The sequence below is a fragment of the Lactococcus sp. EKM203L genome, from assembly GCF_011800585.1.
Classification (GTDB): domain Bacteria; phylum Bacillota; class Bacilli; order Lactobacillales; family Streptococcaceae; genus Lactococcus; species Lactococcus lactis.
Genome location: NZ_JAALEQ010000002.1, coordinates 350,608 through 366,120, shown reverse-complemented (window position 1 = coordinate 366,120; position 15,513 = coordinate 350,608). Strand labels below are relative to the sequence as shown.

The 15,513-nt window shown below is 35.2% G+C and carries 15 protein-coding genes and 2 tRNA genes; 12 read left to right on the top strand and 5 right to left on the bottom strand.

The features are described 5' to 3' along the window. The first annotated feature begins 2 nt into the window (after positions 1 to 2). Positions 3 to 1,730: a phosphoenolpyruvate--protein phosphotransferase gene (ptsP, locus tag HFD15_RS05055; RefSeq protein WP_010905129.1), complete on the top strand. Its 1,728-nt coding sequence runs from the start codon at positions 3 to 5 to the stop codon at positions 1,728 to 1,730. Positions 1,731 to 1,892: 162 nt separating this feature from the next. Further along, complete coding sequence (locus HFD15_RS05050; protein ID WP_021723306.1) at positions 1,893 to 2,201, top strand: hypothetical protein; 309 nt, start codon at positions 1,893 to 1,895, stop codon at positions 2,199 to 2,201. A gap of 41 nt (positions 2,202 to 2,242) precedes the next feature. Here HFD15_RS05050 and HFD15_RS05045 read toward each other — a convergent pair whose 3' ends face one another. The 3 genes from HFD15_RS05045 to HFD15_RS05035 form a co-directional block, all read right to left on the bottom strand. Continuing rightward, complete coding sequence (locus HFD15_RS05045) at positions 2,243 to 2,542, bottom strand: YbaB/EbfC family nucleoid-associated protein (RefSeq protein WP_010905131.1); 300 nt, start codon at positions 2,540 to 2,542, stop codon at positions 2,243 to 2,245. Positions 2,543 to 2,760: 218 nt separating this feature from the next. Continuing rightward, positions 2,761 to 2,846 (bottom strand) — tRNA-Leu (locus tag HFD15_RS05040). An 84-nt stretch (positions 2,847 to 2,930) separates the two neighbouring features. Then, positions 2,931 to 3,866: an alpha/beta hydrolase gene (locus tag HFD15_RS05035; protein WP_058208215.1), complete on the bottom strand. Its 936-nt coding sequence runs from the start codon at positions 3,864 to 3,866 to the stop codon at positions 2,931 to 2,933. A gap of 240 nt (positions 3,867 to 4,106) precedes the next feature. Here HFD15_RS05035 and HFD15_RS05030 point away from each other — a divergent pair, with 240 nt between their 5' ends. From HFD15_RS05030 to HFD15_RS05015, 4 genes are all read left to right on the top strand, one after another. Continuing rightward, positions 4,107 to 4,427, top strand: coding sequence for a SugE family quaternary ammonium compound efflux SMR transporter (locus HFD15_RS05030; protein ID WP_021723289.1), 321 nt, complete (start codon positions 4,107 to 4,109; stop codon positions 4,425 to 4,427). Between the two features lie 121 nt (positions 4,428 to 4,548). Further along, entirely contained in the window at positions 4,549 to 5,712 is a 1,164-nt protein-coding gene (locus HFD15_RS05025) for an MFS transporter (RefSeq protein ID WP_010905134.1), read from the top strand. A 276-nt stretch (positions 5,713 to 5,988) separates the two neighbouring features. Next, positions 5,989 to 6,960 (top strand): glycosyltransferase family 2 protein, encoded by a 972-nt coding sequence (locus HFD15_RS05020; protein WP_058208216.1) that lies wholly within the window; start codon positions 5,989 to 5,991, stop codon positions 6,958 to 6,960. Then, positions 6,957 to 8,201, top strand: coding sequence for a hypothetical protein (locus HFD15_RS05015; RefSeq protein ID WP_021723286.1), 1,245 nt, complete (start codon positions 6,957 to 6,959; stop codon positions 8,199 to 8,201). Before HFD15_RS05020 ends, HFD15_RS05015 begins: the two co-directional genes overlap by 4 nt. 159 nt (positions 8,202 to 8,360) lie before the next feature. On the opposite strand, the gene HFD15_RS05010 is transcribed toward HFD15_RS05015, so the two are convergent. Next, positions 8,361 to 8,447: transfer RNA gene (locus tag HFD15_RS05010), tRNA-Ser, on the bottom strand. 159 nt (positions 8,448 to 8,606) lie between these two features. Here HFD15_RS05010 and HFD15_RS05005 point away from each other — a divergent pair. Continuing rightward, positions 8,607 to 9,800 (top strand): argininosuccinate synthase, encoded by a 1,194-nt coding sequence (locus HFD15_RS05005; RefSeq protein ID WP_025017000.1) that lies wholly within the window; start codon positions 8,607 to 8,609, stop codon positions 9,798 to 9,800. Between the two features lie 30 nt (positions 9,801 to 9,830). Next, positions 9,831 to 11,210 (top strand): argininosuccinate lyase, encoded by a 1,380-nt coding sequence (gene argH / locus HFD15_RS05000; protein WP_021723284.1) that lies wholly within the window; start codon positions 9,831 to 9,833, stop codon positions 11,208 to 11,210. Between the two features lie 15 nt (positions 11,211 to 11,225). Here the strand turns inward: argH and HFD15_RS04995 are convergent, their stop codons facing one another. Beyond that, entirely contained in the window at positions 11,226 to 12,422 is a 1,197-nt protein-coding gene (locus HFD15_RS04995) for a multidrug efflux MFS transporter (RefSeq protein WP_167593296.1), read from the bottom strand. A 194-nt stretch (positions 12,423 to 12,616) separates the two neighbouring features. Between HFD15_RS04995 and HFD15_RS04990 the strand changes: the two genes are divergently transcribed. From HFD15_RS04990 to jag, 4 genes are all read left to right on the top strand, one after another. Next, the gene (locus HFD15_RS04990) at positions 12,617 to 13,192 is read left to right on the top strand and encodes a TetR/AcrR family transcriptional regulator (protein WP_003131814.1); all 576 of its coding nucleotides are present in this window, start codon (positions 12,617 to 12,619) and stop codon (positions 13,190 to 13,192) included. Positions 13,193 to 13,327: 135 nt separating this feature from the next. After that, complete coding sequence (gene rnpA / locus HFD15_RS04985) at positions 13,328 to 13,696, top strand: ribonuclease P protein component (RefSeq protein ID WP_003131815.1); 369 nt, start codon at positions 13,328 to 13,330, stop codon at positions 13,694 to 13,696. Further along, the gene (locus tag HFD15_RS04980; protein WP_010905140.1) at positions 13,693 to 14,502 is read left to right on the top strand and encodes a YidC/Oxa1 family membrane protein insertase; all 810 of its coding nucleotides are present in this window, start codon (positions 13,693 to 13,695) and stop codon (positions 14,500 to 14,502) included. Before rnpA ends, HFD15_RS04980 begins: the two co-directional genes overlap by 4 nt. 88 nt (positions 14,503 to 14,590) lie before the next feature. Then, positions 14,591 to 15,505 (top strand): RNA-binding cell elongation regulator Jag/EloR, encoded by a 915-nt coding sequence (gene jag / locus HFD15_RS04975; protein WP_003131817.1) that lies wholly within the window; start codon positions 14,591 to 14,593, stop codon positions 15,503 to 15,505. Positions 15,506 to 15,513 lie beyond the last annotated feature (8 nt).

Here is a 15,513-nt window from a genome sequence, read left to right as displayed (position 1 = left end):
TCATGACAACTATGCTTAAAGGTATCGCCGCATCATCAGGTGTAGCAGTAGCTAAGGCATACTTGCTTGTCCAACCAGATTTGTCTTTCGAAACAAAGACAATTGCTGATACAGCTAATGAAGAAGCTCGCCTTGATGCAGCACTTGCTACATCTCAAAGCGAGCTTCAACTTATTAAGGACAAAGCAGTAACAACCCTTGGTGAAGAAGCAGCATCTGTATTTGACGCTCATATGATGGTCCTCGCTGACCCAGATATGACTGCTCAAATTAAAGCAGTAATCAACGACAAAAAAGTTAACGCTGAATCAGCCCTCAAAGAAGTAACTGATATGTTTATCGGTATCTTTGAAGGAATGACTGATAATGCTTATATGCAAGAACGTGCAGCTGACATTAAAGACGTTACAAAACGTGTTTTGGCTCACCTTCTTGGTGTTAAATTGCCAAGTCCAGCGCTTATCGATGAAGAAGTAATCATCGTAGCAGAAGACTTGACACCATCTGATACAGCTCAATTGGACAAGAAATTCGTTAAAGCCTTTGTTACTAACATTGGTGGACGTACTTCTCACTCTGCAATTATGGCTCGTACTTTGGAAATTCCTGCTGTTCTTGGAACAAATAATATTACTGAACTTGTTTCTGAAGGTCAACTTTTGGCTGTTTCAGGATTGACTGGTGAAGTAATTCTTGATCCATCTACTGAACAACAAAGCGAATTCCACAAAGCTGGTGAAGCTTATGCTGCTCAAAAAGCAGAATGGGCTGCTCTTAAAGACGCTGAAACTGTTACAGCTGACGGACGTCATTATGAGCTTGCTGCTAATATCGGAACACCTAAAGACGTTGAAGGTGTTAACGATAACGGTGCTGAAGCAATTGGTCTTTATCGTACAGAATTCTTGTACATGGATGCACAAGATTTCCCTACAGAAGATGACCAATACGAAGCATATAAAGCTGTACTTGAAGGAATGAACGGTAAACCAGTTGTTGTCCGTACAATGGACATCGGTGGTGACAAAACATTGCCTTACTTTGACCTTCCTAAAGAAATGAACCCATTCCTCGGATGGCGTGCACTTCGTATCAGCCTTTCAACAGCTGGTGACGGAATGTTCCGTACACAATTGCGTGCACTCTTGCGTGCTTCTGTACACGGACAACTTCGTATCATGTTCCCAATGGTTGCTCTCGTAACTGAGTTCCGTGCAGCTAAGAAGATTTATGACGAAGAAAAAGCAAAATTGATTGCTGAAGGTGTTCCAGTTGCAGATGGTATCGAAGTAGGTATCATGATTGAAATTCCAGCAGCAGCAATGCTTGCAGACCAATTTGCTAAGGAAGTTGATTTCTTCTCAATTGGTACAAACGACCTCATCCAATATACAATGGCTGCAGACCGTATGAATGAACAAGTTTCTTACCTTTACCAACCTTACAATCCATCAATCCTTCGTTTGATTAACAATGTAATCAAAGCAGCTCACGCTGAAGGTAAATGGGCTGGTATGTGTGGTGAAATGGCCGGCGACCAAACTGCTGTACCATTGCTTATGGGTATGGGGCTTGACGAATTCTCTATGTCAGCAACATCAGTACTCCAAACTCGTTCACTTATGAAACGTTTGGATTCTAAGAAAATGGAAGAATTGTCTAGCAAAGCTTTGAGCGAATGTGCAACAATGGAAGAAGTTATTGCCCTCGTTGAAGAATACACTAAATAATCTTTTCGATTGATTTGAATAAATGAATCCTGTCAGTTCTGACAGGATTTTTTGTAATTTATTTATCAACAACAAATATACTGACAGAAAAACTTATCCACGTGGATAAGTTTTTTGTATTATTTTAATGTTAAAACGTACAATAATGATAAGTGGAGAGAAATGGCAAAATTAAATTTTTTTGATTACTGGTTAGTTGGAGAGGGAGGTTACGGTCTCATTTTGATATTGATTTTACCTAGCCAAATTAATATTAATTTCTGGCTTGTTTTGACGAGTAAGCAAACTAGCGGTTCAGTTTTTAATATTATTGCCCTACCAATTTTGATGGCCTTGCCTAATCTAATTCAACGGGTGATGACCTCAAATTCTATTTATTGGACTAAACAAAAATATATTATTCTGATATTGAATTGTATTTTACTTTCAGTGACAACTTTTTGGTTGCTAACATTGCCTTTTGGTCAGTAAAAAAGTTACTGACAAAAAATCTGTCAGTAACTCATACATGCTTAAAATGGTAATCCTTTAGTGAATTTTCCAAGTTTTTGTTCAGTAACTTTTTCGATTTGGCTTAGCGCATCATTAACAGCATCAGTGACCATATCTTGTAAAGTTTCAGGATCTTCAGGGTCAATCACATCAGGTTTGATGTCGAGAGATTTCAAAGTGCGGTCACCTGAAAATTCAACAGTTACAAGGTCTTGAGCAGATTTACCAACAAAAGTTGTATTGGCAATTTCTTCTTGTGAAACTTGCATTTGCTTTTGAAGTTTTTGTGCTTGTTTCATCATTGATTGCATATTCATCATGGAAATATTACCTCTTTTAGAAATTTTGTTGAAAGCCTTTCAACACCTCTCTATTTTACCATAAAAAAAGATAATAAAAAAATAGGAAAATAAAGGAGAGGCAAATGAAACTTATGTAAAGTCACTTTTTATTTACTGACAGAAGTAGAAAGGTTTGAGGAGATTTCTGTCAGTAAAAAATGAGACAAAAAAACTCAGCCTTAGCTGAGTTTTATTAGTGCGGTGGGCGGGACTTGAACCCGCACCAAGAAAATTCCCGACAGGATCCTTAATCCTGCGCGTCTGCCAATTCCGCCACCACCGCGAAAACAGTACCTAAATATAATACCATTTTCATTGTTCTCTGTCAAGAATTAACTCGTAATTTACTGACAAGATTCATAGTAAATTATGGATTATAAGCTTTCATAAATTTTGCAATTGTTTGGCGGTAAAGTTCAGGATTTGTTTCAAATGATTTGGCGTGAGCAGCCCCTTTGATAACCAATAATTCTTTTGGCGTTCCTTTTTTGACAGCTTTATAATTTTCGTAAACCATCGAAGTAGGGACATAAGTATCATTACTTCCATGAATCAATAGAATAGGAAGTTTATCTTTTGTCAGTGCTTTTGTAGCACTAGCCTCTTGGAAAAACCAACCTTGTCGCAATTTACTTTCAAGAGAAACACTATAAACGAGTGGGAAAGGTGGAATATTATAACTTTCTTTTGCTTGATAAGTAATTTCATCCCAAGCGTTGGTATATCCACAATCTTCAATAATATTTTTTACTGACGAAGGTAAAGATTTTTCGCTGGAAGCCATCATTACTGTAGAAGCTCCCATGGACAGTCCATAAAGACTGATTTGACTCTCAGGATTCCTGTCAGTTAGATAGTTAGCCCAAGCAATGACATCAAATTTATCATCATAACCAAAAGTGATGAATTTTCCTTCTGACTGACCAGCCCCACGATTATCTGGCATGAGCACATTATAACCTAATTCATGAAAAAGTTGACCATACTGACGCATAGCCGACTTATCTTGGCGAAAACCATGTACCACGATTACTGTATTATTAGTTTTGTGCTCGGCTGGAACATACCATGCATCAAGTTTCAGACCATCATTTTTAATTGACTCAGTACTTTTTGATAATTTATCGAATTTTTGTACTAAAGAATAATTAGGACTGCTACTTTTGACCTGACCAATCTGTTGATTATTTCGAACACAGGCAATTTGATAAAAATATAAAGTTGCTCCTAAATTAATAACTAAAAGAAGAGTAAAAAGGCCAATTATCACACGCCAGATTTGTTTTTTTCTAAATTTTTTCATGAATTTTATTATACATGAAATTCAATATAAAACCAAAATTAAAAGATTCTCTGTTTTAATAATAGATTTAATCATTCAACTCTAAAAAATAAATTTAGCTTTTTTAATAAAAGTGTGATAGAATGAAGAAAATAGAATAAATACTCCACCGGGAGTTAAATCGTATGAACGATTATTTGCATTTCAGTAGGTCTGAGAAGAAATGTAGATGGTCGTTCTTTTTTAGCTGAGGAGGCAAAAATGACTTGGATTTATTTACTTATAGCGGGAACATTTGAAGTGGCTTGGGCAACAACAATGAAGTTGAGCCACGGCTTTTCAAATTTGAAGTTTACACTACTGACAATCATCGGAATGATTGCTAGCTTTGGTTTTCTTGCGCTAGCTCTAAAAAAATTACCTTTAGGGATTGCTTACCCAATTTGGACGGGGATCGGAGCCGTTGGCTCAATCTTAATCGGACTTATTCTATTCAAAGATAAAGTCCCACCATTAACTTGGCTTTTCATTGCCTGTTTAGTCGTGGGTATTATTGGAATAAAAGTAACAAGCGGTCACTAAAGATGATACAGTCTTTTAATTTTTTAGTATATAGATTTCATGATATAATAAGAGAATTGGTAAAAAATAAAAGAAATAGCAATAGAATAATCTATTTGCTATTTTTAATGAGGAGGAAAAAATGAAAAACAAAAAAAGCATGATGAATTTAGCAATTTCTAATCTCTTTTTAGTATTTTTGGGTGCAGGTTTAGTCATTCCTGTTTTGCCAACCCTTAAAGAACAAATGCACTTTTCAGGAACAACAATGGGAATGATGATTTCTATTTTTGCAATTGCTCAATTGGTTGCTTCACCAGTCGCTGGTGCTTTATCTGATAAAATTGGGCGCAAAAAACTCATTGCCATTGGAATGATTATTTTTTCTTTTTCTGAACTTTTATTTGGTTTAGCACAAGCGAAAACAGGTTTTTATATTTCGCGAGCGCTAGGGGGTGTCGCAGCTGCGATGCTCATGCCTTCAGTTACTGCTTACGTGGCTGATATGACCACAATTGCCGAACGTCCTAAAGCGATGGGACTTGTTTCAGCAGCAATCAGTGGTGGCTTTATTATTGGTCCTGGAGTGGGTGGTTTTATTGCCCATTTTGGAATACGTGTTCCTTTTTATGTTGCAGCAATTTTAGCTTTCCTTGGTTTTATTTTAACAATCACAATTTTAAAAGAACCAGAGCGCACAATTGAAAGTCATCAAGAAATCGAAAAAGTTTCATTTCTTGATATTCTCAAAAATCCATTATTTGGTTCACTCTTTATTATAATTTTGATTTCATCATTTGGTTTACAGGCCTTTGAGTCAATTTATAGTATCATGGCAAGTATTAACTTTGGTTTTAGTATGAGTGAAATTGCTTTGGTAATTACAGTGAGTGGAATTTTAGCTCTCTTTTTCCAACTTTTCTTATTTGATGCAATCGTCAATAAAATTGGTGAACTTGGCTTGATTCAATTAACTTTCTTTGCCAGTGCAATCTTCATTGCTGTTATTGCCTTTACAAAATCAAATTTAGTCGTTGCTCTTTCTACATTTGTTGTTTTTCTGGCCTTTGATTTATTTAGACCAGCTGTAACAACCTATCTTTCAAAGCATGCGGGAAATCGCCAAGGTGCAATCAATGGCTTGAACTCAGCCTTTACAAGTTTTGGAAATATTTTAGGGCCGATGGCCGCGGGTTATATGTTTGACCTTAACCATTTATTTCCATACTATATCTCTGCGATTATTCTACTGGGAACCGGATTTTTATCACTATTCTTAAACAGAAAAAATTTCAGTAAAATCTAAATATAATTTTTTTATTCAAAAAGCCTACACTAATCTGTAGGTTTTTTTGTATTTATGTATTAATAATAATTAAAAAAGTATTAAATTTCGTAAATGCTAAAGTGGATGAAGTATTACAAAACATAGTATTAAGGTCTGTCTATAAATAACAGTAATTTGTTGATTTTTAACAATATATGAACTATACTAGAAGCAAAGAAATGTATAAAAAATTTCTATTTTGTCTACTAAGAAATACGTATTCTTAATTATCTAAGAAAATGAGAAAAGTTTAATATGAAGTTATCAATTGTAGTTCCGGTGTATAACGAAGAAGAAAGCATCGAAATATTCATAAAGGAAGTGGAAGAAAAAACCAAAAGTTTACCATTAGAAAAAATTTTTTATTTTGTAAATGATGGTTCAACTGATAAGACATTAAAAATAATAAAAAAGCTAGCCGAAAAGAGAGATGATATACAATATATCAGTTTTTCGAGAAATTTTGGTAAAGAAGCCGCTCTATTAGCAGGTTTAGAAGTAGCGGTTGGTGACTTTGTTACGATTATGGATGTAGACTTACAAGACCCGCCAGAAATGCTTCCAGAAATGTTTGAAAAGTTGCAAGAAGGATATGATGTTGTGGGGACAAGACGAACAAGTCGAACCGGAGAACCTCCTATTCGCTCTTTCTTTGCAAAGCTTTTCTATAAAATAATAAGTAAAATTTCTAAAACACAAATAGTCGATGGTGCGCGTGATTATCGATTGATGACTCGACAAGTGGTAGATAGCATCTTAAAGCTTCAGGAAAGTAATCGATTTTCCAAAGGTTTGTTTTCTTGGGTGGGTTATGAAATTATTTATTTAGAATATGAGAATAGAGAACGGAGTAGAGGGCAAACTTCATGGTCTTTTTGGAGTTTATTACGCTATTCTGTTGATGGTTTCGTTAATTTTTCCGAGTTACCATTAAATATAGCAACATTTGTTGGTATCCTTTGTTTTTTTATATCAATCATTCTGAGTCTTTTTTATACAGTAAAAACACTTGTTTGGGGTGATAGCGTACAAGGATTTCCAACACTTGTTATCTTAGTTCTAATGTTGGGAGGATTGCAACTTTTAGCCTCTGGAATCATCGGAAAATATTTAGCTAAAACGTTTATTGAAGTAAAAAAACGTCCTAATTATATCATCAAAGAAAGTAATATAAAATCCGAAGACGAACCATTGAACAATCAGAAAGGTAAAAGGTTAGTAATGTGATAAAAAAAGAAAACTTTCCCTTTCTGCTAATAATCCTTTTTTACATTTTATTTTTTATAACAAATCAAGTTGATTGGTTGGGTGGAGATGCCTTGTGGTTCTCTAAAGTTAATTCTTCGCCACTTACTTTTGCTATAGATAGATATGAGACTTGGTCCTCTCGATTTTGGATTGAGGGAGCAGTGCTTCAATCAAGTAAAAATCTGTTGATTTTTTTCATCCTAACAATTGTTTTTATCTTTCTGTTATTTTATTCGATAAGTCAACTTATTTCTTTTAATAAATTTATAAGTAATTTAGTGCTTGTTTTAGTTTTTATAATACTATTTCCAATGGTTTCTCTTAAATCTGCGGGACTAATTGCTACAATTGTGAATTACGTCTGGCCTAGTGCCTTATTTGCATACTGGTTAATGATTGACCGTCAGAGGAATTCAGAAGAGAAAATTGCAATTTATAAGATTATCATTGCCACTCTTTCTCTAATACTATCAGTGTTTAATGAAGGCTTGGCAATTGTACTTTTTCTCTATCTTATCATTCAAGTGGTTATTGAGAAAAAAGAATTTTTCAACCCATATCGAATAGTTTGTCTTCTCGTTTCTTTATTGAGTATTTTAAACGTCTTGATATGCCCGGGAAATCAAAAAAGAGGGGCTTTAGAAATGGCCCATTGGTTTCCAACATTTAACCATTTATCATTTTTTGATAAGTTACTAATTCAATTCAACAATATCGCTTCAAATTTGATTGTTAGTCATAACTTTATAGAGATTTTATTTCTGTTGTTATTATTGAGAGCAGTTCAGAAAAAGCAGATATTATCCGTAATACTATCTGCTGTGCTTATAATGTTATGTAAAATCTCACAAAAATTAATTTCAGATCCACTTAGTGTAATTGTACACCATTCATCGGAAAAGAAATTTAATTATAATATAACTGGCAAGTTGCTAGGACCGAGTGTTATTTTTATGATAATGATAGTTATGATTGTCTTTGTTATTATCTTATTGGATGGTAAATCAAAGAAAAGTTTCGTAGCTATTGGTTCTTTAGCCGTTACTTTTTCGGCGGGGATGGCTATTAGTCTATCACCGACACTATTAGCGTCATCAGACCGGCCACTGTTATTTTTATATTTTGTAATAATCTTTAATTGTGCTATTTTAGCAGACGATATAATTGGATTTAATAAAAGTAAAGACAGTCTAAATCCTGTTGATGAAATATCCAAATAAAAAAGATTTAACTTATTAATGAGTTGAATCTTTTTTATAATAATGAATAAAAAAACCTCCTGATGTAATCTTATACAGTCAGGAGGAAAAGGAGTAAGCGTATTGGTCACTGGCTTTTCTATAATTTTTTCAAATAGGGTAGAAAAATCCATTTATAAAAGGAGTCAAGGGGATTTGAACCCCTGCGCCGCTTTACACGGTTCGACGGATTTCGAGTCCGCTGCATTACCACTCTGCCATGGCTCCATTCCTTTATCTAAATTAATTATATCACAGTTGATCCTCTTCTTGAAATAATATGAAATTGCTAGAATGAAAATAAAACGCATATTTATACAAAAATGTTGACAAATGAATAAATATGCTGTACAATTGCATTTATATTAATTTGAAAGAAGAAAAATGATGGGAAACAAAAAAATTGTCTTGGCATATTCGGGTGGATTGGATACAAGTGTTGCTGTAAAATGGTTGACTGATAAAGGATTTGACGTCATTGCTGCCTGCATGGACGTTGGTGAAGGAAAAGACTTGAATTTTATTCATGATAAGGCTCTTCAAGTAGGGGCAGTGGAATCTGTTGTTTTGGATTGCAAGGAAGAATTCGCTAAAATATTTGTTGGAGCTGCACTCAAAGGAAATTTAATGTATGAAAATAAATATCCTTTAGTATCCGCTTTGAGTCGCCCTTTGATTGCTCAAAAATTAGTAGAAGTAGCCAAAGAAAAAGGGGCAACGGCTATTGCTCATGGTTGTACAGGAAAAGGAAATGACCAAGTGCGTTTTGAAGTAGCCATCCATTCTCTTGCGCCTGAGCTTGAAGTCATTGCTCCAGTTCGTGAGTGGCATTGGGCTCGTGAAGAAGAAATCGAATATGCCAATCAAAATGGTGTTCCTATTCCTGCTGATTTAGACAATCCCTACTCAATTGACATGAATTTATGGGGACGTGCGATTGAAGCTGGTGTTCTTGAAAATCCTTGGAGTACTTGTCCAGAGGATGCTTTCTTTATGACTAATTCTGTGGAGGACGCTCCAAACGAAGCTGAATATATCGAGGTTGAGTTTAAAGAAGGATTACCAATCGCCTTAAATGGAAAAAGCTTAGAATTGCATGAAATCATTAAAGAAGTGAATATTATTGCAGGAAAACATGGAATTGGTCGGATTGACCATATTGAAAATCGCCTGGTTGGGATTAAATCCCGTGAATTTTATGAATGTCCTGCTGCCATTACTTTATTAAAAGCACATAAAGATTTGGAAGATTTAACTTTCGTTCGAGAACTTGCACATTTTAAACCAGTTCTTGAAAATGAATTAGCAAACTTGATTTACAATGGTTTGTGGTTCAATCCTGCTACTAAGGCTTTGATCGCTTATCTTGATGAAACTCAAAAAGTAGTTAACGGGATTGTAAAAATTAAATTATATAAAGGTTTAGCAACACCAGTGGGACGTAAATCAACTAATTCGCTTTACAGCGAAAAATTAGCAACATATACTGCTGCAGATGAGTTTGACCAAGCAGCGGCAGTTGGATTTATTAAATTGTGGGGTCTACCTACTCAAGTCAATGCTCAAGTAAATCTCAAATAATAGCTATAGGAAAATTTGGAAAGTAAGAGAATGGTAGAAAAACTTTGGGGAGGACGTTTTGAGGCGTCACTAGATAAACAAACGGAAGAATTTGGAGCATCAATTAAATTTGAGCAACGACTTGCTCCTTTTGATTTAAAAGGCTCATTAGCTCATGTAAAGATGTTGGGTGAAACAGGAATTATTACTACCGAGGAATCCCAAAAAATTGCCAAAGGTCTGAAAAAAGTAGAAGAAAAGCTTCTTAATGGCCAAATTGAATTCAAGATGGAAAATGAAGATATCCATATGAATATGGAATCTTATCTTCATCAAGAAATTGGTCCACTAGCTGGTAAATTGCATACGGCTCGCTCTAGAAATGATCAAGTGGCAACAGATATGCATCTATACCTCAAAAGTATCTTAGAGGCCGTTTTAGAAGCTTTAAAAGGGTTAAGAGAAACAATTGTAAAGCTCGCTGTAAACCAAATTGACACTATTATGCCTGGTTATACTCATTTACAACATGCACAACCGATTTCCTTTGGTCAACATCTAATGGCTTATTATCAAATGCTGACACGTGATTTTGAACGTTTTGAATTTAATGTTAAGCATACAGATATGAATCCTTTAGGAGCGGCAGCTCTAGCTGGGACAACGTTTCCGATTGATAGAATGTTGACGACAAAATTACTTGGTTTTGAGAAGGCTTATGATAATTCAATGGATGCGGTCAGTGACCGTGACTTTATTTTAGAATTTCTCTCAAATGCAAGTTTGTTAATGATGCACTTATCAAGATTTTGTGAGGAGCTTTTACTATGGTCTAGTCATGAATTCAAATTTGTCAGTCTGTCTGATGCATATTCTACGGGTTCTTCTATTATGCCACAGAAAAAGAATCCAGATATGGCAGAATTAATCAGAGGAAAAACAGGCCGCGTTTATGGAAATCTTACAGCTTTATTGACTGTGATGAAAGGTTTACCTTTAGCTTATAACAAAGATTTGCAAGAAGATAAAGAAGGAATGTTTGATAGTGCTGATACTATAATAACTTCTTTAACAGTTATGAATGGGATGTTGTCAACTTTAACTGTAAACCGTGTAAACATGGAAAAATCAACTGAACAAGATTTTTCTAATGCGACAGAGTTGGCCGATTACCTTGCAGCAAAGGGCCTTCCTTTTAGAAAAGCTCATGAATTAGTGGGTCTCTTAGTATTAGATTGTATAAAAAAAGGAATTTACCTTCAAGATGTAAATTTACAAGATTATCAAATGCTATCTCCATTAATCAATGAAGATGTTTATGAAGTTTTAAAATCAAGAACGGCAGTTTCAAGAAGAAATTCTCTAGGTGGTACGGGATTTGAATCGGTTAAAAAACAAATAGAAGAAGCAAAAAAAGAACTTCAAATTTGAAGTTCTTTTTTATAATTAGTTTTTTACAGCAAGTGATTTAGTATGTGTAAAGTAGTTTATTAAGTTAAAGACAACCAGAATTGCTGAACCCACAAAGACATAACGATAGTCAATAAATCCAGCAATAGCTGAACCAAGTAAGGGACCTGCAAAAGCACCAATTGATTGAGCAGATTGATTATAAGAGAAAATTCGACCAGTAATAGCTTGAGGAGATTCTTTTGCTAAGATGGCTTGAACTGAAGGGAGAATTGCCGCATCAGAGACTCCGACAAGTAGTCTCATAACAATTAAAAACCAAACATTAGTTGTCATTGCTGTGATTGAGAAGACGATTAGTGAAAAGAAAAGTCCAAAACCAAGGATTTTTCTTTGACCAACTTTATCACCTAGACGACCTAAGAATGGAGCAGCCACTAATGTAACGATTCCTGGGGCAGCAGCGACAATTCCGGCCATGAAAGTAATGTTTCCTTGACCATGCATAAGTTCTTGGACATAGAGTGAAAGAACTGGATTAATCGATTGATTGGTCATTTGAGTAATGAGGGTTGCAAAAAACATGCTCCAAATAATGGCTGGGTGGGTAACAACTTCCCAAACTTGTTTATAGGAAAGCATGTTTTTCTTCTCAACGGGCTTAAATGTTTCTTTGACAAAAAATAAAGCAAGGAAAAAGACGAGAAACATAATAATTCCTGTGACGCTAAAAACGCGACGATAACCAGTTATATTAACAAGTATTCCGCCAATGATTGGACCGATAAGAGTTCCAGCAACAGATCCTGTTGTAAGGAGCGATAAGACGGCCCCTGATTTTTCCTTTGGTGCAGAACTGGCCATTAAGGCCATTGAATTAGAGACAAAACCAGAAAAGGCCCCAAGTAGCATGCGTAAAATAAGCAATTGCCAAGCAGCTGTAACAAAAGCCATTAATGAAATTGAAATTGCCATCCCAAGAGAAGCGCGTAAGAGCATCAATTTCCGACCTTTCTGGTCAGCTAATCTTCCCCAAAGGGGAGAAACGATTGCTAAAACAATAAAGGTGGATGAGAAGACCAAGCCTGACCAGATGTTTAATTCCGTTTTTGAGTAATGGCCAAGTGTACTGATGTAAAGTGATATAAAAGGGGCGATAAGACTTGAACCTATCCCCGTCATAAATGTCCCAAACCAAAGGACAATTAAATTTCGTTGCCATGATTCTTTCATGAATGAATGTCCTTCTTTCTTGATGTATTCATAATAATATTATAAAACTATTGTTCGTAGTTTGTCAATGACGAATCATTGCTTGAAAAAGATTGAGAATAGTTTTATACTGATAGTGAGATAGTTTGAATCGACTATAAAAGTTCAAACTTCGAGTAAACTTTCGCATCGAAAGTATTGAAAGGAATCCAATTATGGCAAGGATTGCATTGACTCGTGATAAAATCGTTCAAGCTACTATTGAACTAGCTGGTAAAATTGGTCTCTCTAATGTTAGTTTTCCGCGCTTAGCTGAGTATTTTGGAATTAAAGCTCCGTCACTTTATAATCATTTTAAAAATATGGAAGAAGTACGTGTGGCAACGGCAGTCTACCTCCAAAAAGAATTAAACTATGAACTAACTCATGCAATGGTGGGACTAACTCCTTTGGCAGCACTTAGGGCTTATGCTGAGAGTTATAAAAGATTCGCTGAAAAATATGAAGCAGTTTATGAACTGATTAATGTAATACACCAAACAAATAATGGGGAACTTGAATATTTGGCAAAAGAAAATATTCGTTTGGTTCGTCGAAGCTTGGAAAATTTTCATTTGTCAGAAGAAGAAAATTTTCATATCAGTCGGATGTTTCGCTCAACGCTTCATGGATTTATCACTTTAACACAGTTAGGATATTTCCGTCAGTCTGGATCAATTTCTAAAGAAGAATCCTTTACTTACATGGTCGATCATCTGCTTAGTCGTCTAGATAATCCAGAAAATATTTAAAAATACCTTGTTAAATACATGGTATTTTTAAATGCTAAATGTAACTGATAATCCTTCGTTCTATATAGAACGTTTTCAAGTGATATAGTGACTTTTTAGCAATTTTATGATAAAATTAATACGATAATTTCTAAAATGGGAGAGAGTGGCTTGGCTATAAAAAAAACATATCGCGTTAAACGCTCAAAGGATTTTGACCAAATTTTTTCAGCGAAACATAGCTTTGCCAATAAAAAATTTGTGGTCTATAAATTAAACACAAATCAACCTCATTTTCGTGTAGGTCTATCAGTAAGCAAAAAGCTTGGTCATGCGGTTTTACGTAATCGAATTAAACGTCTTTTACGCCATGCCATTGCTGAATTTAAGCCTTATTTGACAGATGAAGATTTTGTAATTATTGCACGTTCGGGTGTTGAAACACTCAGTTTTGAGGAAGTAAAGAAAAATCTAAAACACGTTTTGAAGTTGTCAAAAATCTATGTGGATGGAGAAAACGATTGAAAAAGAAATTTAGTTTGATCGCAATGGCAGGGGCGGCTCTTTTGTTGCTTACAGCTTGTGGAACAACAGCTGTGACAAGTAGTTCAACCAACCTTTGGGACCAAATTGTATATGGCTTTGCACAGGTTATTCGTTTCTTATCATTTGGTGGTTTGACCGGAGTTGGTATTATTTTATTCACGATTGTTATTCGGGCAGCATTGCTTCCCTTGATGAATATCCAAATCAAATCTAGCCAACGTATGCAAGAAATTCAGCCAGAAATCAAAAAAATTCAGGCTAAATACCCAAGCAAAGATATGGAATCTCGTCGTTTGATGAACGAGGAAATTCAAAAACTTTATGCAGAAAATAAAGTCAACCCTTACATGGGTTGTTTACCACTAGTTGTTCAAATGCCAGTGCTATGGGCACTTTATCAAGCCTTGTCTCGTGTGGACTTTTTGAAACACGGAACTTTCCTATGGTTTGAAATTGGTGCTAAAGACCCTACTTTTATTTTGCCTATATTGGCTGCGGTCTTTACTTTCTTGAGTTCATACTTGATGATGAAATCTGCTCCAGAAAGAAATGCAATGACAACTTCAATGACTTATATCATGCCTATTTTCATCTTGATTATGGGGGTTAACTTTGCTGCTGGGATTGCACTCTACTGGGTAATCTCTAATGCTTTCCAAGTATTCCAAACAATGTTGTTGGCAAATCCATACAAAATTATTGCGGCGCGTGAAGCTAAGGTACAGGTCGAAAAAGACAAAATTAAAGCTCGCGAAAAAGCATTGAAGAAAGCAAGAAAAAAATAAAAAATACCATTGGCAGTTTTTATTTTAATTTGGAAGTTGTGCTAGAAATTGTCAATAGGCTTTATCATATGACAGGAGTAGTTTTATTATGGCTATTTTTACTGGTGAAACGGTCGAAGATGCAATCGAACGTGGCTTAAATCGCTTAAATGTTAAGCGTGAAAATGTTCATATTCATATTGAACAAAAAGAAAAAAAGGGTTTCTTAGGATTTGGAAAGAAACGGGCTCGGGTTAATATTGAGCCAATCCATGAAGAAACAGTGCGTAAAGCTGACCATTTAGCAGAACGTGGTGTGGATGATACAATTAATCTTGGTGTGCCTAAGTCACAATCTGCTATGGAAGCAACACTTGAATTAAGCCAAGTGGTTAAAGCTGTCCGTGCGGCTGAGAGAGAACAAAATGGTGAAATCACTGAAGAAGAGCGTAATGCGATTATTGAAGTGGCTAAAAAGACGGTTGTTCAAAATCGTCAAGGAACAGCAGACCTCTCTGATGTGGTTTCTGCTGTTAAAGAAGAAGTTGAAGCGAAGAAAGAAGTTTCAAACGAAGATGAAAAAATTGCTTCAAAAATTTCAAGCTATTTAACAACTATCACACAAGAAATGGGAATTGCAACGCGTGTTTCAGTTTCTCGTGACGGAAATTTAACAGTTTTCAATTTGACTTCTAATCATGATGCTTTGCTTATTGGCAAACATGGTAAAATTTTACAAAGTTTGCAAATTTTAGCAAAAGCTTACGCTAATAGTATTTTGAATACACGAATGAATATTGCTGTTAATGTGGGTGATTATCATGAAAAACGCAAAGCTTATATCGTAAGTCTTGCTCATCGTGCAGCTGAACGTGCGCGTGGCGGTGAAACTGTTTATATTAATGATTTACAGTCTAATGAACGTAAAATTGTTCACACTATTATTGGTCAGGAAAATGGTGTATCAAGTCATTCAGAAGGACAGGAATATAATCGCTATATTGTTGTGGCTAAAGAGATTTAGCCTTGACA